The organism is Microcoleus sp. K4-B3, from assembly GCF_036704615.1.
GTDB lineage: Bacteria > Cyanobacteriota > Cyanobacteriia > Cyanobacteriales > Microcoleaceae > Microcoleus.
In genome coordinates this window covers 89,361-107,702 of sequence record NZ_JAUBSF010000013.1, presented here as the reverse complement: position 1 = coordinate 107,702, position 18,342 = coordinate 89,361, and the positions used below count along the sequence as shown (strand labels likewise).

Sequence of the window (18,342 nt, the reverse complement as noted above, 5' to 3'; positions counted from 1 at the left end):
TATTCTCTCCCGGCGCGGTGGCTCTAGTTCTTCTGAAAGCCACCGTTCTCATCTTTATTTAGTCTAAACTACAGTAAGAAAGATGGAACAGTTTTGGCGTTTGGACAAAACAACCCTGGTGAAATCGTCTGCCGTTTTTTTAAGAAATAGCATATTCGGGACGCTGCTCAAAGCCCATCCCACTCATTGTTTGATTGATTTAACTGGTTCCAAGGCTCTGCCTTGGAACCCATATAAGCGAGGCTCTGCCTCGGCTGGGAAGATGGAGGCAGAGCCTCCGGATCTGCGTTACCAGGCAGGAGCCTGGTAACGAGTAGATAGTGAAGCCATCACGGAGTCTGCGATTGCTTCGCGTATAGCTCGCAATGACAGTTACAGCGGTGTGCGGTGTACATCCTAGGTTAGAATTTGCCGTCTACTGCTGAAACGCAGCGTTCGCAAATTAGCGGATGTTCGATCGACTCGCTGACGTGAGTCGAGTAGTTCCAGCAACGATCGCACTTTTCCCCGTCTGCTTTCACTACACCAATCGCCAATTCGGGAGACTGATAACTGTACGGCAATTCTTGCAGGATTGCATTCGATTCAACCAGTTCCACTTCCGAAGTAATGAACAAATACCGCAGTTCGTCTACACCCTTGCCGATCATTGTAGAATCGGGCGTTACAGCTATTTCAGCAGGAATTTCTGGTTTGGGTTCGATCGCAACTAATTCTGCTGTCGGGATTTGGGGTGTTTCTACAAACACTTGTTCGGCTGGGGCTGTTTGTGCGATCGCCTGTGTTTCTACAAGCACAAGCGCTGTATCTAATGCCGGTGCGAGTACGATCGCCTTTGTTTCTGCAAGTACAAGCGCTGTACTCCGGCCCACCACATCTGCTGTCAGGAAATCAATTTGTTCTGCAATTTCTTGACGGTTGGCGGCAAACAACAAGTGACGGAAAGCAAACCAGATTGTAAATAAGATGCCGATGACTTCCAATAAGCCTCCCAACACCGGAATCTGATTCATCGTATCCAAAATCGCCAGCGTTACTCTACCCGTTATCACCACAGAGGCTAACAGCCCCAGTGTGACCAGCACTTTTTGGTATTCTGTGACAAAGTTGCCCGCATATTCAGGCAAATTAGCCACAAACTGGGCGGCTTGATCTAAGATTGCCTGTGAATCAGAAGCCGACAGTTCAGGGGCGGAATACTCTACTATCGCAGAAGAGCGATCGCTCTTTTCTGCGATCGTTTCCGACTCAACATAAACTGTGTTTTCTGTCAAGACTTTGGCAACTTTTGCCGCTTGTTCTTCCTGTCGATCTTGTGCTGCTTTTGCTTTCTCCTCTGCCGCTAACTCTATGACTGAATTTTGCGATCGCACATAATCCACCAATCCTTCGCTGCTGGGATTCAAAGCTTGCAGTTGCTGCCTTTTCTCAACATCGGGAACGTACAATAAAACCTTAGCTTCCAAAGAAGAACCGATCGCCTTTTCAATCCTGGCTTGTTCCAAAACCTTGTTAACTTCGCCGCGCACTTGCCGCAAATACTGCCAGCGCGCAGCCAATTCTGGATTGTGCCATGAAGCCTCTATTTGCACCCAGCCGGCTTCAAACACTGACTTGTAAGGAGTCGGATAGGGGAGGTACTGCCAAATATCCTCGGCCATGTGACACAAAACAGGTGCGATCGCCCTTGCTAAATTCTCCACAGCAATTGCAATCACCGTCTGACAACTGCGGCGGCGAAGGGTATCTGTCGCGCTGATGTAAAGTCGGTCTTTGGCAATATCCAAGTAAAAATTCGACAAATCCACCGTGCAGAAATTCTGCACTGTTTGGAAAAATCGGGAAAATTGGAAGCTTTCAAAAGCATCTTGAACTTCCGCAAATACTTCGCCCATTCTGTGCAGCATATAGCGGTCGAGTTCCGGCAATTCCTCGTAAGCAACGGCATCTTTTGCCGGATCGAAGTCATGCAAATTGCCCAGCAAAAACTTAGCTGTATTGCGAATTTTGCGGTAAACATCCGACTGCTGTTTGAGAATGTTTTTGCCCAAAGGCACGTCTGCCGAGTAGTCTACCGAAGACACCCACAACCGCAAAACATCGGCTCCATATTCCTTAATTACGACGGCAGGATCGACGACATTGCCTTCAGATTTGCTCATCTTGCGGCCTTTTTCATCGAGCACAAAACCGTGAGTCAAAACAGTTTTGTAAGGAGCCACGCCGTTTGTTGCTACACTGGTCAGCAAGCTGGATTGAAACCAGCCGCGGTGTTGGTCTGAACCTTCCAAATAGATATCAGCAGGATAGTTTAATTCCGATCGACCTTGGGCAACTGCGGCCCAGGAAGAACCGGAGTCAAACCATACATCCATCGTGTCTGTACCCTTGCGGTAAGTCCGGCCGTTGTTGCGGTAAGATTCCGGCAGCAATTCATCGATCGACAATTCCCACCAAGCATCGGAACCGCGTTCGGCAAAGATGGCTTGCACGTGGGCGATCGTTTCTTCATTTAACAGCGGTTCGTTGGTTTCTTCGTCGTAGAATACGGGAATGGGAACGCCCCAAGTCCGCTGGCGAGAAATACACCAATCCGATCGATCGCTAACCATTGCCGTGATTCTATTTTCCCCTTGGGCGGGAATCCAATTCACACCGGCGATCGCTTTTAGTGCTTCATCTCGGAACCCTTCGACGGAGGCAAACCACTGTTCCGTCGCCCGAAAAATAGTCGGCTTTTTCGTGCGCCAATCGTAAGGATAAGAGTGAGCGTAACTTTCCTCTTTAATCAAACAATTTGCTTCGGCAAGGGCATCAATCACTGCGGCATTGCCATTTCCGAGGACATTTAAACCTGCGAACTGTCCTGCTTCTGCGGTGAAATTTCCGTTCTCGTCTACGGGTGTTAAAACTGGCAAACCGCAGCGCTTTCCGACGATAAAGTCTTCTTGTCCGTGGCCCGGTGCGGTGTGCACCAATCCTGTCCCTGAATCAGCGGTAATGTAGTCGCCGCCGGCAACAATTGGACTTTCGCGATCGAACAGCGGGTGTTTGTAGATGCAACCTTCTAATTCTTTGCCTTTGAAGGTAGCCAGTATTTTTAATTGAGTGTTAAAAGTTGCCGACAGCCGATCGACCGCATCGACAGCTACTAACATAAATTGTTGTGCGATGTGGGAATTTGCCGGCGGTTCCACCACCGCATAAGTCAGTTCGGGATTGACTGCGATCGCCAAGTTTGCCGGAATTGTCCAGGGGGTAGTCGTCCAAATCGCCGCCCAGAGGCTCGGCATATAGCGCTTGAGCTTCTGTTGCAAAGATTTTGACAATTTTTTCACGTGGAAGCCGACGTAGATGCTGCGCGACGTGTGGCCTTCGGGATATTCCAGTTCCGCTTCGGCGAGGGCTGTTTTCGAGCTCGGACTCCAGTGAACAGGTTTGAAGCCCCGGTAGATGTAGCCTTTGAGTACCATTTGACCGAAAACGCCGATTTGGGCCGCTTCGTATTCGGGTTTCAGAGTTAAATACGGGTGTTCCCAGTCGCCCCAAACGCCGTAGCGCTGGAAGGATTCGCGCTGCTGTTCCATTGTTTGCTGGGCGAAGGCGGCGGCTTTGCGGCGCAGTTCGATCGGGGTAAGATTTAGCCGCTCCTCCGATTTCATGTTCTGCAATACTTTAAGTTCGATCGGCAATCCGTGACAATCCCAACCCGGCACGTAGCGGACTTTTTTGCCGCGCAGCATTTGGTAGCGGTTGATAAAGTCTTTGAGGATTTTGTTGAGGGCGTGGCCGATGTGGAGTTGTCCGTTGGCGTAGGGGGGCCCGTCGTGGAGGATGAACAAGTCGCCTGGGTTATTTTCCGAGAGGCGATCGTAGATTTCTCGATCTGCCCAAAATTGTTGCAGTTCTGGTTCCCGTTTGACGGCGTTGGCGCGCATATCAAACTTGGTTTTGGGCAGATTTACCGTGTCTTTGTAAGATTTAGCTTCCATTTTTGAGAAACGTTTTATGTAGTTAGTTGTTAGTAGTTAGCGGTTATTTGAAAGATGATATCAAGTCCGGTTAAATAATCATAATTAAGTTTGTAGTGAGGAACGCAAGCCCTCTCTCGTCCTTGAAGAGCTGACAGCCAGATATTCTAGTATAGGCGATCGACCGCAAATTAGATCGAACCAAATCCGTAGAGATCTCTCTCTTCTCTTCCTCTGCGCCCTCTGCGCCCTCTGCGGTTAAATCATTCCGGTCGAACCATAAACGATATCACAAATCGAGGTTGGGCTATTCGGTTAGCCAACTGAACATTTCACCGACGGTGAGATTGAAGGATGCGGCAAAGGTTGGAACGGGGATGCGATCGCCCGGTTGTTCAAAAACTGCTATGGTGCGATCGGCAAAATAGACAAATACCAGTTCTTCTTCCGGGTCAATCAGCCAGCCCATCTGGGTTCCGTGGCCGAGACTGTGGAGAATGTTGCGGACGACTTTAGTTTGACTTTGCTCGGGGGAAAGAATTTCGATTGTCCAGTCGGGGGCGATGGCGAAAGTGTTGGCTACTTCGCCGTTTTCGTCGCGGGGAATGCGTTCCCAGGTAAAGACTGCCAGATCGGGTACAGTCGATCGACCGCCAAAGGTACAGCGCAATTCTGAATAGGCGCGGGCGATACGTTGGGGTTTGAGTACCCGGTTGATGTCAGCACCCAAATCGCTTTGAATTGTGCTGTGTTTTCCTTGGGGCATAGGTTTCTGGATAATTTGACCGTCGATGAATTCGCTGGCGGGTTTGGTTTCTGACAGTTGGAGAAATTCATCGAGAGTCAAAGGTTTAGTCGGGGTTTGAACCATTGTTTTAATTTGATTTAAGTTTAATTTGTATTAGTTAAGCGATCGCGCATTTAATTTATACTCACATCTCTCAAGAACAGGCAAGATGCCTGTTCCACAAAGAGTAAATTTGCTTGTGGGGTGGATTTCTTCAAACTCTTGTGGGGTGGGCATCTTGCCCGCCCAAAAGCTTAAATTTTAAGGTTCAACCACTTATTAGCCGCCATTTCGGTTATAGAAATACTCCCAACCCGCGGCTAACGGCATTTCCCATACGATCGCACAATGACGCATCCGGCACTCCCTGTCCTTGCTGTTCCCATTTTTCCACGAGTTGGCGGCCCAGGGGCGTGAGGCGAAAACTGTCGGTAATGCCTTGTCCGTCTACTTCCCGCCGCAACACGCCCACTTGGATCAGCCAGAGTAGGGAGTTTTCGGCTGCGAGTTCGGATACGGGCGATCGCGTGTAGCCGCTTTCGACACCGGAATTTGAGGCGATCGCACTTAGGAAAACACTGTTATCGCGGATTGTCTGGAAGAAGTGTAATAGAAAAGGGGAACAGCGGACGGCGCGATCGGCTCTTTTGACGGTGCGGCCGGGATAACTAATAGATTTAAACGCTTCGGATGGGATAAAAGTCATTGCGAGAACTTTTGACTAGGTACTATATTTTTAATTGTTACAGATTTAGAGTCTAAGTCGATTTTTGAAACATCTACCCAAATATGACAGCGGGTCAAAAGATCCGAAACTTCGGTAAGATTAATACTCAGGTGGCAAGTGCCGATCGCCTATTTTTACAAATACTCCAAACGACCGTTCATTTCTTCAGCATTCACTACCTCCCAAATTAATACTAATCCTTGCAAAATTTCCCCAATCGATTTACTGGTTTGCGGACAGTAAACAATACCCGCGTGAGACAAACCTGCCTGATGCAGTCTTAAAAAATCCGTATCTTGGGTAAAAATCACTCGTTCTTGAGACAGGCCAAATGCTAATTGTTGTTCGTCGGATTGCCCGATCATTCCTTGTTCTGGAGTTGTGGTGACATCAATTCCCCGTCTTCGCAATCCATTTCCTATTGCAAGAGTTATATTTTCGTCAAGATGAAATTTTATCTTAGCCATGCTGACGATTTTTTAATTTTTGTTGCAATAGCGATGGGGTTTGAGCTTTCAATTGGCTGGCAAATTCTGCATCTGCTTCGATTGCCGAGCGAATTTCATCTCGACGATCGTGATAATAGGCTAAAGCTGCATAGATGTCAGATAAAGTAATACTCGGATAGTGATACAGAATTTCGTCTGGTGACATTCCCATTTGTTCGTGCCAAACAACTATATCCTGAACTCGGATGCGATGTCCGGCGATACGGGGTTTTCCCCCACAGATTCCAGGGGTGATTTCGATATGTTCTTTAATGACGGCGATCGACATGGTAGGGAATTAATATAGGATGTCTCTTCTATTTTAGGACAGGTTAGACGAGTTTGGCTGTAAAAGCCATTTTAGGCGATCGCTTTTCTGAGTGGCAAAGACCACTACTCCAAATGTTGCAACAACCAACCAGGGAGCATATTAATGCGGACTTAACTAATCATCCCCTCAATTTCTGGATCGGTAAACCCAAATTGTCTGAAAATCCGCAACAAACACATAAGCTGGTGACATTTCCCCAGCACCGATATCAATCGGAACAATCCTTTTTCTGCCTTCAATTTCACGCATATACAAACGATGATCCCCTTTCCCCTCTCGGTAAAACTGACATCCGTTTTGTTCTTAAATGTTAATTAATGCTTTAGGTTTTAAAGATGGAAGGTTTTTAGGCATAAACTTTCCTAAGTTCATAAGTGTCTGAGGATTCTGCATCTTCTAAAGTCAGAAACTCGTGTAATTCATTAATAGAAATAGGACTGAAATAAACATCAGACTCTGATTCATAAACTTCGGAAAATGACTCTATAGCTTGTTTGAGTTTATCAATAGATTCTTCGGTAGTATTTCCTTGTCCAACCAAGCCATTTTCTAAACACAAAGAAACCCTATGATCGGCACTTTTTCTGATAATCACAGTGTAGAAATCAATCATATTTTACCTGGTAAATTAAAGATAGATATTATACACATAGCCTGCTGTATACTATAAATAAAGGACAAGCGTCTTGTCCGATTGCGGTAACACCCGGACAAGACCACTACTCCAAATGTTGAAACAACCAACAAGGGAGCATATTAATTATGTCACAACCTCGGTATGATGACGAAAAAAACGAGACGCGCCATGCAGCTACAAGCGAAGAGGCTTGCACTAATATGGAAGAAAAATACGGTTGGCAGCTTAAAAATGTAGAAGAGACTGGCAATTCTATTTTGAGCGTTGATTGCATTTTTGATGGAAATTGCGAGTTTCCGCCGTCGCCAATGGACTTGAGCCAAGGTGATTATCTGAAGGAGAGAAAAGAAAATGCGTAAATACATTATTTTCAGGGCAGAAAAAGGTGAAGTGGAAAAATATCGTTCACTCACCGAAACAAAAGTAGGAGAAAGCTTTTACCGAGTAGCTAATGCAGGATCGGTTAAGTCATTGATTTGGACAATAGCCGAGCATTATGACTCTAGTGGTAAGCCATCCCCAGCACCGGGCTATCGTTTAACCGAAAGCGTTGTTGTCCCAAGTGCGATCGATCCAATGTTTCCCAGTGCATCAACTCATTTTAGAGACAGCGGCTGGGAAGTTGTGAAAGTTCAGGAATATACCCCTGAAATTCCCGCTGCCTATGGCGCAGAGTTTGACTCAATTTGTATTTGCTATTGCGCTTACAAACCAATAGAAAATGCTCCACTCAAGCAATATGAGCGATCGCCCGTAACCATTGATTCATTCGGAGGCGATCGAACAGCTTACGATCGCTGGCTAGAGTCCCAAAAACAACCGACTGAAGTTTAATTAATAAGACTTAACCACAGCTAATCAGAAACCGGGTTTTTTGTTGAGAAGACGCATTACAGCGCGCATAAATCTAAAAAACCCGGTTTCTTTACTTTTGATGCGTAAGTCCCGATTAAATCAACTCACCTCGCCCGGTTTATAGAAACCTACACAAAGAAACCCAATAATCGGAATTTTTTATGAGAATCACAGTGTATAAATCAATTTTATTTGATTGTAAATTGGTTTTAATTGACTCAGTAAATTTGGAAAACATACTAATAATTTAACACACAATCGCCAATCTGAGAATTACCACCGCAGAAACACCTCTGCCCCACAAAGGTATAGAATACTTAGGATGCAGCAATCAATATTACCCACGATGACAGAAGACAAAACATTGACAACCGCTAGCGGAATTCCGGTTGCAGATAACCAGAATTCCTTGACAGCAGGTGAACGCGGGCCTATCCTCATGCAGGATTTTCACCTGATGGAAAAACTGGCTCACTTCAACCGGGAACGCATTCCTGAGCGCGTTGTCCATGCCAAAGGAGCCGCTGCATTTGGCACGTTCACCGTCACCCATGACATTACTCGCTACACCAAAGCTCATATATTCTCAGAAGTTGGCAAAGAAACTCAGGTTCTCCTCCGCTTCTCTACCGTAGGTGGCGAACAAGGTTCAGCGGATGCCGAACGCGACCCCAGAGGTTTTTCGATGAAGTTCTACACCGAAGAAGGCAACTGGGATTTAGTAGGCAACAACACCCCTGTTTTCTTCATCCGCGATCCGCTCAAATTCCCTGATTTGATCCACACGCAAAAGCGCCATCCCCAAACGCATCTCAAAGATCCTGACGCGAAGTGGGATTTCTGGTCGCTGAGTCCAGAAGCTTTGCATCAGGTGACAATTCTGTTTTCCGATCGCGGTACGCCGAAAAACCACCGCCACATGGACGGTTTTGGCAGCCATACCTTCAGCCTAATCAACGATCTAGGAGAACGGGTTTGGTGCAAATTCCACTTCAAAACCATGCAAGGTATTGATAATTTCACCGCCGAAGAAGCGACGCAGATCAAAGGCGAAGACCCCGATCATGCCACTCGCGATTTGTTTGAGGCGATCGACCAAGGTAATTATCCCAAATGGCGGTTTTGCATTCAAGTAATGACCGAGGCCCAAGCCGCAGAGTATCGCGAAAGCCCCTTTGACTTGACAAAAGTGTGGAAGCACTCAGAGTTTCCGTTAATTGACGTGGGAATTCTTGAACTCAATCGCAATCCACAAAACTTTTTTGCGGAGGTAGAACAGGCGGCATTTTCTCCTTCTAATGTCGTTCCAGGTATTAGCTTCTCTCCAGATAAGGTGCTGCAATCTCGCATCATGTCTTATGCAGATGCTCAACGCTACCGTCTCGGTGCAAACTATCAACAATTGCCCGTCAATCAACCAAAGTGTCCGGTGATGCACTATCAACGGGATGGCGCCATGGCACCGGGTAACAACGGTGGTAGCGGGCCCAACTACGAACCGAACAGCCACGAGGATGCGCCGAAGCAAAACTGTGCTTATGCTGAGCCAGCTTGGGACTTAGGAAATGTCAAAGTCGATCGCTACGATCACCGTAAGGGAAATGACGATTACACCCAAGCAGGAGACCTTTATCGCTTGATGAAACCCGACGCACAGCAGCGACTTGTCGCTAACATTGTGGAAAGTTTGAGTGCAGCAAAACCGGAGATTCAGATGCGCCAACTGTGCCATTTCTTCCGCGCCGATCCGAATTACGGCCGCCAAGTTGCAGAAGGTTTAGGAATTGCGATCGATCCGTCTATGATGGCAGCAGCAGCTCAACCGGTTGGTGTGTAGAATCCGCGAACATTCAATTAGACATCTGCTTTTTAGCAGATGTCTATTCTCACATCTTGCAGTATTTTCGCTGAACAGGCAAGATGCCTGTGAAGCGAGAAAATCTACTCTTTGTGGAACAGGCATCTTGCCTGTTCAAAAAAGGATTATTGACAATGGTGCAATATCTCAGTATTGAAACTATGCGTGTCACAGGCACTCTGTGCCTGCGTCTTAGGTGCAAGTTAAATGCAGTAAAGCTTAGCGTCATGGAGTTGGGGGCGATTCCCTGCGGGATAGCTTCGCTTCACGCGATTTTTAGCAACGGTCTCTTGAAAAGGCACAGAACCAAGTAAAATAACTTGAGGAACTGCAATAAAAACCAAACAAGGGAAACCAAACTATGACATTACCAGTTGGGTGCGCGGCGCCTCAATTTACCGCCAAAGACACGAACGGCAAAACAGTATCCCTCTCCGAATTTGCCGGTAAAACCGTAATCCTGTATTTCTACCCCAAAGATGACACCCCAGGCTGCACCAGACAAGCCCAAAGCTTCAAAGCAGCCCATGAAGAATACAAAGGCAAAGATATAGTAGTTCTCGGTGTCAGCCGAGACAACGAGGAATCGCACCAAAAGTTCACAGAGAAATACGGTTTGCCTTTCCAGCTATTAGCAGATGTTGATGGCACGATTACCAAAGCTTACGATGTCGAGAAAGGCGATTATGCCAAGCGCGTTACTTTCGTCATCGACGGTACCGGCAAAATCATTCAAGTTTATGAGGGCGAAACCATGAAAGTTGACACTCACGCTCAAGATATTCTTGTCACCATAGTTTAGTCGAAGTTTAGCCGATCGCACTAACCTTCCTGGATGCACCAAACGGCTAAAAACCCGGTTTCTTTCTAGATGCCTCGTTGCTATAGGCAATATTCTCGTAGAAACCGGGTTTTTTTTGTAAGTCCTGACTCAGCAAGTGAGGGGTCAAGGGTAGAGGGGGAAGCAAACTGCTCGAACTAAATTCCTTCCCTCAAAACTTGCACCACAAATCCGCTCAACTACCCATTTATTCGGTTAATGTGCTTAGTGTGCGCCTAAAGTTAGATTTGTGGCGCAACTCGCCCCAATAATTAAAAACTTATGCTGGAAAAGGCATTAACCGCCCGTAGGCTGAATCTAGGGGCGATTTTTTCCTGGTTCGAGTCATTGTGTTTGATAAAATCAGAAGTTATCCTTGCTTTAGCTGAATAACTAAGTAGGTAGAGGGATATATAATGACAAACAGCAACATTATTTTAAGTTACTTAGGCCCGCGAGAAATTGAGGTCAATAGAGCCGCTGTCTTAGTTGGCACTTTTGACAAAAATCTAGTGGCAGCGATTTCAGCAGCAGAAGGCTCAAATGCCCTGAATGTGGGGATAAATCTCTCTAGAGGCATTTGGAACATCAGTTTAGAAAAAGGATTCGATAGCGCAGGAACTCGTACACTGCAGGTGAGGGCAACTGATAAGACAGGCAAAGTTATCGGTCAACAAACAATTAACATCAAAGTTAATCCTGCTTCTCTGTCACCCGCTCAATTCTTCACGTTAATTACTCTCACAGATACCGTATTCAAAGCCGGAACACTGCCCGCGAGCAATCTCAATAACCTGCAAAAAGCGGACATACCAGCAGGGAAAATTTATCAAATTACCGACTACGAGTTAGAAGACGGACACCTGAATGTTCAACTAAATAATCCAATTTCTCCGGTGGGAAAGTCTGGCTTTTTCTACGAAAAACACGTACTTATAACCAAAGGCGCAAAAATTCTCATATTCGATCGCGCCGAGTTGCCGGTCCCGCCGCCTGGAATGCAGTTACTGTGGGTGATCAAAAAAACATGGTTAAAGTTAACCCCCGCAGATTCTGCAACTTTAGGCTCAACTCAGAAATTACAATTTAACCTGGGAGAAACTTTCAATGTTCTTGGCTACGCTTGCGTGGAAAACCATTTCCGAGTCGCTTTTGCTCGGGCAGTTCCTAAATTAGGAACTTCGGGATTTGTGTACTGGCAGCACGTCCAAATTTTGCGAGACGGGAGGGGAATTGAGTATGATAGAAATGCAGTTACGATGACTGTTATCAAAACTACTGCGATCAAAAAGCAGCCTGTAAATGCCGCTAACCTGCCACCCCAAGAAAAATTTACTTTGCCGGCGGGAATGATTTACGGAATTGCCGGATTCTCGATCGAACAAAGCCACATTAAAGTCTCGCTAACCGAGAATTTGCCGCAATTTGGCAATACGGGTTTCATTTATCCCGATTTTGTGCAATTCAGTCGCGGTGGCAAATCTTTTAGTCCCGCTGTGAATTTAAGTTATCAAGGGCCGTCAGAAGTTTTAGTAAATCAGCCGATCGTCCTTCGGGGTACTTTTGACAGGCAACAAGCAGCAAAAATTGAGGTGATAGCTGAGGATACATTGCCCCTAAGCGTGACGCTAAACCAAGAGGCCAGCACTTGGCAAGTTAATTTGTCTAAAGGATTTAGCGTAGCTGGAGCTCGGTGGCTCAGGTTGCGGGCAACTGACAGCAAAGGCAACGTTACTGGCAGCCAAATAATTTACATTACCGTAAGTTCCGATCCGCTAACTGTCGGACAAGGTTTGACCTTAAAGATAGTTTCTGACACTTTGTTTAAGGTAGCTCCGCTTGATTCTTCCCGCCTCAACAATCAGCAAAAAGTTCTTGTCAAAGCAGGTCAGACTTTGGCAGTTAGCAAGTACGGATTTATTGACGGGCATCTCAAGGTGGTTGTGGATTCAGTAATTTCGCCGATCGGCACTTTTGGCTATTTTTACGAACCCGACGTTCAGTTGGCCAAAGGTTCTCAAATCCTAAAATTTGACCTAGCTGACGTACCGAATAGCAACGTCAGCGCTCAACTGTTGGTAATTCAAACAACTCAGATTAAAGGTCAACCAGAAGATTCATCTAAACTACCTGCAAATCAAGTTGCTCAAATAACTTTAGGCAGCACCTATGCCATTACTGGTTATGCCTGCATTTTGGGGCATTTCCGAGTGACTCTCGCCGAATCTATTCCCGGTTTCGGCAATATCGGATTTATTTACTGGCAGGACGTTAAAATCAAAAAAGACGGCAAAGAAGTTCCCTTTGACCCCGATGCTTTGACGATGACAATCCTGCAAGCAACTGTGTTTAAAAAACGGCCGGTAGATGCTGCTAGCCTGAGCAGTACCGAAAAAACTACGCTGCCTTTAGGTCGAGTTTACGGCGTGAACAGCTACGGTGCGGAAGGAGATCACCTGAAAGTTTCCCTGACTGAAGAACTGCCGAATTTTGGCAATACAGGTTATGTTTTTCCTAGTTTTGTTCAGTTCAAGCGGGGAGATAAAATTTTCGATCCTGTTCCGAACAATGTGGAATTGAACGTGCCCTATTTTTCGCAGCGGGACAATCCGCGTTTTGATTGGTCTACTTGCAACGTAACTGCGATCGCGATGGTATTTTATTACTACGGCGTTCGTTCTGAATGGGGCGGACAGTTGGAGGATGAGTTGTTGCAGTGGTGTTTCGACTATGCCGGTCAGGGTTCTCAAACCGATCACAACGTGCTGTCGGCGCTGATTGAGGCCTACGGGTTTAAGACGAGTTTTAGTACAACTCGCAAATGGGCCGATGTGCGATCGGAATTGCTGAATCGGCGGCCAGTAGTTTTAGCGGGAGATTTTACTGCGGCCGGTCACATTATCACTTTAATTGGCTACAATTCTCAGGGTTATATCGTGCAAGATCCTTGGGGAGATGCACTTACCGGTTACAGCGATACTGAGGGGAGAAAGTTGATGTATCCCTACAGCTACGTCAATCAAGTTGCTGGGCCAGATGGGAATGTTTGGGCGCATTTTATCTCTCGATAATCTACTCTAGGGTTTGCAAGTAGTTTGAGGCACTACGACTATTTGTAAGGTGCGCATTACAGCTATTCGTAAGGTACTCCGTGCGCACCCTACATAACTTAGGCAATCTTGCGCTTAATTTTGCGTTTCGCTGCACCAATGCCTAGAATCCCAAATCCGGCTAAAGTACCGAAGATAGTAGCAGGTTCTGGTACTGGTTCAGCAGAGCCTTGTTCAAAAGAGCCTTTAATGGCGATCGCATCGTTAGCGCACTCGGCAAAAAAGTTAGCAATATAGTTCCCCGAAGGCATTGAGGATTTATTGAAACTGAATCCGATTGTTTGAGAACCTACGGCATTAAACTGAGCGAAATTAAGACCGAGGGCGCTCAAAGTTGCTGGCGTTAAAACATTAATTTCTCCTACTTTTGTACCCGTAGCAATTGAGTTGAGAACCGTCCAGTTACCTATTTGTTGAAAATAGGGGTCTGTGGCAGCTAAATCGCCCAGAGACGGGGTTCCGCCTTGAGATGCAACTACCGTATTGAATTGATTTAAATTAGTAAAGCCAGAGTTAGTTCTGGTGACGTTTTTAGCGGTAACGTTGCTGTAAACGCCTGTTGTGGCTACGCTTGAGTCATTTCCTTCGACAAAGCGGATACCAAACAAGCTGCTGTTTGCGTTAGCTGTCTTGAAGTTTTGACCGGAAAAATTGAAGAACAAATCGCCGTAGTTGATGTTGCCTCTTTGAGCTAGTGGGTCGGCGTATCCTGCTAAACTTAGATTGGAGTTTATCGCGATGAAAGCTGTATCTGATGTTTCTTTGACGGCGATGCCGTAAAATTCAAATTCGCCGCCGCCGATTTGGGCACCTGTCACGCCGTCGTTGAAGGAATCGATCGCATAATTCCAGCCGTTAGATAGTGTTGCTGCTGTAGCTTTTTGTTGCTGTAGTGCGATAATTGCACATAAAACAGCCACTGAGTAAGTCCAGTGGATGCTGTTTCTAGTAATGGAAGTCATAACATTCTCCCGGGGAAATAAGTGTTAAAGTATCAACTCTGCTCGATCGACTGTTTTTAATTTTCAGTAAATCATCCATTCCGACCGAATTTATTAAAGTTTCGGTAAAGATTTTGTCCGGCGATCGCATCATATCAACGAGATTGGTTAAAAAAACCAACCAATGCCACTAGCTAAATACAGGACTGACGCAGGCACAGTATATAGTGTAGCTGCATAAGTCCTGTAGGTGCAAATAAACCGACTACCGGGTTTGGGCGGTTGAGAGCAGCAATAAACTGCCTGCTAGTCCATATCTAGGCTTTACCCGCCCCTACAAGATATTATTGTTTTTTCATGCCGATCTACTTAATTGATTTTTGATCGATTACCAATAAATTTTGAAGATTGGGTGTGTGATATCGTTTCCGGTTGCACCGGAATTATATAGAGGACACGGCAGTGCCGTATCCCTACAATTAATCGCGGTAGGGACACGGGGTTCTCGCGGCCTCGAAAGCTGTGGGTAATATTAATTCCGATGCTACCGGATTTGATATGATGTTGTAGATGCCGATGCCTGATTCTGTTAATATTTCGATTGTTTGATTAATAATTTTCATAACTTGTCTGTCATCTCCAGCCCTGTTCAATAATTATAATTACGTTGGTGGCGATGGCTTTATTTCTTAAACTTCTAAAAAGCCGATCGCCCACAATTTTACTAATTTTACTAGAAGCGATCGACCCAACAGGCTCTTAATCGATAGACAAACTGTGGAGCGGCACTTTGTCTCTAAGTGCCGCACAAAGCGAGAATTGGAAAATTAAAAAAATTTCAGACGGCGATGAGCGATCACACGTTTTTAGAACAGTCAAGAAAATTTCTGCCATACATCCGGTGCAGGCATTGCGGGTTCCTTCTAACTCGGGCGGTGTTTTCAACACTTGAAGCGCTGTATAAATCAATCAAATTTCACAATATAGTTGCTCGCAACTATTGGGCATTGCCATTTTTTAAATGTTGTTAACATATCGCCGAGAGTTCGTTGACTATCTTGACTCTTCCCTTGAGAACAGAACGCAGCAGGCGGTTGATCGAATGTCTGCATTCATCGTCGAGAGAGTCGTCTAAAACAGCAGCCATCAAACCGTAGCGATCGGCTAAAGTCAAACAACCCGTATCAGTAACAGAGGCAAGCATTTCGGAAATAGCGCCGGGGATAAGTTGAACTAAAAACATGAGACATTCCCTGAATTCGATACTTATATCATCTCTCCTTCTCGGAAAATTAAGAGTGACGCTGGCATAGCAGAGAACGTGATGTTTTCAGGCAAACTGTGTGACAGCGACCGCTCTAATTGTGTGACGAGCTGCGTTTTAAGTCTGCGATCTTAGTCACAACATGATTTTATATCTTCCAAATTCCCCATCTCCCCTGCCAAATCTAAAGATTTAAAGAGATTTTTCCGCTGTGTGGGTGTCTTTACCCATTACCCATGTATAAAACGCATCGCCACTATGCTAAAAATTCATAAAACTCAATATTTTGTAAAAATAGCTACGAATGTTTACAGTGGTGCGCTTTACATTAGCTCATAACTAAGGTGCATAGAAACCCAGGAATCGACCGAACCATCGGTAACAACTATAACCATACATAGTTTTGCGACTTCGAGGCAGCGCCCAGTCAAGCTCAAATTTACAGAAGACCAACCATGCTTAAAAGAAATTCGATCTAGTAACTAAATATACAGTTTTAAATCCATACACTCACTAAGGTTAGCAGGAATCACACACTTTATGCTCCAAGTCAATACTTCTCCCCAACAAGCCAGCAGCGAGGGTAAACCGATGACCCAAACAGTAGAACCCAAAGCCCAAGCGAGCCTGAACAAGTTTGAAAAACTCAAAGCCGAAAAAGATGGCTTAGCATTAACAGCCGAACTCGACCACTTCGCCGAGATCGGCTGGGAAGCAATGGACGAAATCGATCGCGAGCACCGCCTCAAATGGCTCGGCATCTTCTTTCGGCCAGTAACTCCCGGCAAATTTATGATGCGGCTGCGCTTGCCCAACGGCATCATTACTAGCAATCAAACCAGAACGCTAGCAGAAATCGTCCAACGCTACGGCGACGACGGCAGCGCCGACATCACCACCAGACAAAACCTACAACTGCGCGGAATTCGCATCGAAGACGTACCCGACATCTTCCGCCGCCTCAAAGAAGCGGGCATGACCAGCATTCAGTCTGGCATGGACAACGTGCGCAACATCACGGGTTCCCCAGTCGCGGGCTTGGACGCGGACGAACTGATAGATACGCGGGAACTGGCGAACCAAGTCCAAGATTTGATTACGAACCACGGCGAAGGCAACCCCGCGTTTTCAAATTTGCCGAGAAAGTTTAATATTGCGATCGCAGGCTGTCGCGACAACTCAGTCCACGCAGAAATCAACGACATCGCCTTCGTACCCGCTTACCAAGACGGCAACATCGGCTTTAACGTTTTAGTCGGCGGTTTCTTCTCCGCCAAACGCTGCGAGGCAGCAGTTCCCCTCAACGCCTGGGCCAGTCCCAGCGACGTTGTAGATTTGTGCAAAGCAATTTTAACTGTGTTTCGCGATCGAGGCCCGAGAGTAAACCGCCAAAAATCCCGACTGATGTGGCTGATTGACGAACTGGGAATCGAACAATTCCGATCCGAAGTCGAACAAGAATTAGGTCGCACTTTGCCCGCCGCCGCCCTCAAAGATGAAATCCTCTGGGACAAACGCGACCACATCGGCATCTACCCCCAAAAACAATCAGGGCTCAACTATGTAGGGTTGCACGTTCCAGTCGGACGGCTGCAGGCATCGGATTTGTTCGATTTGGCCAGAATCGCCGAGGTTTACGGCAGCGGCGACCTCAGGCTCACCGTCGAAGAAAATGTGATTATTCCTAACGTTCCCGACTCGCGGATTGAATCGCTGGTCAAAGAACCGCTGTTGCAGCGTTTTTCCATCAACCCCGCACCCCTGACGAGAGCATTGGTTTCCTGCACCGGCTCGAAGTTTTGCAACTTCGCCCTCATTGAAACCAAAAGCCGCGCCGTGGCAATGATTGAGGAACTCGAAGCCGAACTTTCAGTTCCCAAACCGGTCAGAATTCACTGGACTGGTTGCCCCAATTCCTGCGCTCAACCCCAAGTAGCAGACATCGGTTTGATGGGAACAAAAGTTCGCAAGAACGGCAAAACCCTCGAAGGTGTAGACATTTACATGGGAGGTACAGTCGGCAAAGACGCTCATTTGGGTACTTGCGTCCAAAAAAGCATCCCTTGCGAAGACCTCAAACCAGTGCTGCGCCAACTTTTAGTCGATAACTTCGGGGCCGTTCCCAATCTATCTCAAGAAGATGAGGTAGCTTCCCTCAACCGACAACTGCAACTGACGGTTGAGAGGGACGAAACGGCAGTCTCGGCAGCCAAACCTCAGACATCTACTGTCATTTTCGCTCGATCGGGCAAAGAAGTTGCTTGCAGCGAAGATGAGTTCATTCTCGATGTTGCCGAACGGGCCGGAGTCGAACTTGACAGCAATTGCCGGTCGGGAAGCTGCGGCACTTGCCAGCAGAAACTCCTAGAAGGCCAAACAGTCTACGACAGCCAACCCGACGCGGCCCGAGACTTAGAACCAGGGTTCATTTTAGCTTGCAGCGCGCGGGCGATCGGCAAAGTGTCGATCGACGCCTAATCTCACAATGTGAGATGCGATGCGAAGGTCGCGAATCAATCTCACATCTCACATTTCCAAGATCTCAAAGTACAA

At 46.5% G+C, this 18,342-nt stretch carries 15 protein-coding genes and 1 pseudogene; 7 read left to right on the top strand and 9 right to left on the bottom strand.

The genetic code is table 11. From position 1 onward, the window contains the following. Positions 1–401 precede the first annotated feature (401 nt). From ileS to QUA78_RS09130, 6 genes are all read right to left on the bottom strand, one after another. The gene (ileS, locus tag QUA78_RS09155; RefSeq protein ID WP_333398728.1) at positions 402–3,992 is read right to left on the bottom strand and encodes an isoleucine--tRNA ligase; all 3,591 of its coding nucleotides are present in this window, start codon (positions 3,990–3,992) and stop codon (positions 402–404) included. Positions 3,993–4,278: 286 nt separating this feature from the next. Then, complete coding sequence (locus tag QUA78_RS09150) at positions 4,279–4,842, bottom strand: Uma2 family endonuclease (RefSeq protein WP_333302278.1); 564 nt, start codon at positions 4,840–4,842, stop codon at positions 4,279–4,281. Between the two features lie 211 nt (positions 4,843–5,053). Beyond that, positions 5,054–5,464: an Npun_F0494 family protein gene (locus tag QUA78_RS09145; protein ID WP_333302279.1), complete on the bottom strand. Its 411-nt coding sequence runs from the start codon at positions 5,462–5,464 to the stop codon at positions 5,054–5,056. 155 nt (positions 5,465–5,619) lie between these two features. Further along, the gene (locus tag QUA78_RS09140) at positions 5,620–5,952 is read right to left on the bottom strand and encodes a DUF5615 family PIN-like protein (RefSeq protein WP_333302280.1); all 333 of its coding nucleotides are present in this window, start codon (positions 5,950–5,952) and stop codon (positions 5,620–5,622) included. Beyond that, on the bottom strand, positions 5,945–6,262 hold the full coding sequence (locus tag QUA78_RS09135) for a DUF433 domain-containing protein (RefSeq protein WP_242723461.1): 318 nt from the start codon (positions 6,260–6,262) through the stop codon (positions 5,945–5,947). Before QUA78_RS09135 ends, QUA78_RS09140 begins: the two co-directional genes overlap by 8 nt. A gap of 388 nt (positions 6,263–6,650) precedes the next feature. Further along, complete coding sequence (locus tag QUA78_RS09130) at positions 6,651–6,917, bottom strand: hypothetical protein (protein ID WP_333302281.1); 267 nt, start codon at positions 6,915–6,917, stop codon at positions 6,651–6,653. 149 nt (positions 6,918–7,066) lie between these two features. Between QUA78_RS09130 and QUA78_RS09125 the strand changes: the two genes are divergently transcribed. The 5 genes from QUA78_RS09125 to QUA78_RS09105 all read left to right on the top strand — a co-directional run bounded on the left by QUA78_RS09125 (position 7,067) and on the right by QUA78_RS09105 (position 13,545). Then, entirely contained in the window at positions 7,067–7,300 is a 234-nt protein-coding gene (locus tag QUA78_RS09125) for a hypothetical protein (protein WP_333133300.1), read from the top strand. After that, a complete protein-coding gene (locus QUA78_RS09120) occupies positions 7,293–7,775 on the top strand; it encodes a hypothetical protein (protein WP_333302282.1) in 483 nt (160 codons plus the stop codon). The genes QUA78_RS09125 and QUA78_RS09120 overlap by 8 nt, the downstream gene beginning before the upstream one ends. A 343-nt stretch (positions 7,776–8,118) precedes the next feature. Beyond that, entirely contained in the window at positions 8,119–9,633 is a 1,515-nt protein-coding gene (locus tag QUA78_RS09115; RefSeq protein WP_333398727.1) for a catalase, read from the top strand. 382 nt (positions 9,634–10,015) lie between these two features. Next, positions 10,016–10,456 (top strand): peroxiredoxin, encoded by a 441-nt coding sequence (locus QUA78_RS09110; protein WP_333083840.1) that lies wholly within the window; start codon positions 10,016–10,018, stop codon positions 10,454–10,456. A gap of 434 nt (positions 10,457–10,890) precedes the next feature. Then, complete coding sequence (locus QUA78_RS09105) at positions 10,891–13,545, top strand: C39 family peptidase (protein WP_333302284.1); 2,655 nt, start codon at positions 10,891–10,893, stop codon at positions 13,543–13,545. A 98-nt stretch (positions 13,546–13,643) separates the two neighbouring features. Here QUA78_RS09105 and QUA78_RS09100 read toward each other — a convergent pair whose 3' ends face one another. From QUA78_RS09100 to QUA78_RS09090, 3 genes are all read right to left on the bottom strand, one after another. Further along, positions 13,644–14,546 (bottom strand): PEP-CTERM sorting domain-containing protein, encoded by a 903-nt coding sequence (locus tag QUA78_RS09100; protein ID WP_333302285.1) that lies wholly within the window; start codon positions 14,544–14,546, stop codon positions 13,644–13,646. Between the two features lie 458 nt (positions 14,547–15,004). Next, positions 15,005–15,148, bottom strand: a complete 144-nt coding sequence (locus QUA78_RS09095; protein WP_333302286.1) for a hypothetical protein — start codon at positions 15,146–15,148, stop codon at positions 15,005–15,007. A gap of 404 nt (positions 15,149–15,552) precedes the next feature. Then, entirely contained in the window at positions 15,553–15,768 is a 216-nt protein-coding gene (locus QUA78_RS09090; RefSeq protein WP_333302287.1) for a hypothetical protein, read from the bottom strand. Between the two features lie 612 nt (positions 15,769–16,380). Here QUA78_RS09090 and QUA78_RS09085 point away from each other — a divergent pair. Continuing rightward, positions 16,381–17,916, top strand: a pseudogene (locus QUA78_RS09085) (ferredoxin--nitrite reductase); the annotation flags it as partial. 39 nt (positions 17,917–17,955) lie between these two features. Further along, a complete protein-coding gene (locus tag QUA78_RS09080) occupies positions 17,956–18,267 on the top strand; it encodes a 2Fe-2S iron-sulfur cluster-binding protein (protein WP_333398729.1) in 312 nt (103 codons plus the stop codon). Positions 18,268–18,342: the final 75 nt, after the last annotated feature.

What these genes read in the sequence shown, in the direction of transcription:
- QUA78_RS09105 (WP_333302284.1), top strand. Translation starts at nt 10,891, where the DNA reads ATGACAAACAGCAACATTATTTTAAGTTACTTAGGCCCGCGAGAAATT.
- QUA78_RS09100 (WP_333302285.1), bottom strand. Translation starts at nt 14,546, where the DNA reads ATGACTTCCATTACTAGAAACAGCATCCACTGGACTTACTCAGTGGCT.
- QUA78_RS09140 (WP_333302280.1), bottom strand. Translation starts at nt 5,952, where the DNA reads ATGGCTAAGATAAAATTTCATCTTGACGAAAATATAACTCTTGCAATA.
- QUA78_RS09130 (WP_333302281.1), bottom strand. Translation starts at nt 6,917, where the DNA reads ATGATTGATTTCTACACTGTGATTATCAGAAAAAGTGCCGATCATAGG.
- ileS (WP_333398728.1), bottom strand. Translation starts at nt 3,992, where the DNA reads ATGGAAGCTAAATCTTACAAAGACACGGTAAATCTGCCCAAAACCAAG.
- QUA78_RS09145 (WP_333302279.1), bottom strand. Translation starts at nt 5,464, where the DNA reads ATGACTTTTATCCCATCCGAAGCGTTTAAATCTATTAGTTATCCCGGC.
- QUA78_RS09125 (WP_333133300.1), top strand. Translation starts at nt 7,067, where the DNA reads ATGTCACAACCTCGGTATGATGACGAAAAAAACGAGACGCGCCATGCA.
- QUA78_RS09115 (WP_333398727.1), top strand. Translation starts at nt 8,119, where the DNA reads ATGCAGCAATCAATATTACCCACGATGACAGAAGACAAAACATTGACA.
- QUA78_RS09120 (WP_333302282.1), top strand. Translation starts at nt 7,293, where the DNA reads ATGCGTAAATACATTATTTTCAGGGCAGAAAAAGGTGAAGTGGAAAAA.
- QUA78_RS09135 (WP_242723461.1), bottom strand. Translation starts at nt 6,262, where the DNA reads ATGTCGATCGCCGTCATTAAAGAACATATCGAAATCACCCCTGGAATC.
- QUA78_RS09150 (WP_333302278.1), bottom strand. Translation starts at nt 4,842, where the DNA reads ATGGTTCAAACCCCGACTAAACCTTTGACTCTCGATGAATTTCTCCAA.
- QUA78_RS09110 (WP_333083840.1), top strand. Translation starts at nt 10,016, where the DNA reads ATGACATTACCAGTTGGGTGCGCGGCGCCTCAATTTACCGCCAAAGAC.
- QUA78_RS09095 (WP_333302286.1), bottom strand. Translation starts at nt 15,148, where the DNA reads ATGAAAATTATTAATCAAACAATCGAAATATTAACAGAATCAGGCATC.
- QUA78_RS09090 (WP_333302287.1), bottom strand. Translation starts at nt 15,768, where the DNA reads ATGTTTTTAGTTCAACTTATCCCCGGCGCTATTTCCGAAATGCTTGCC.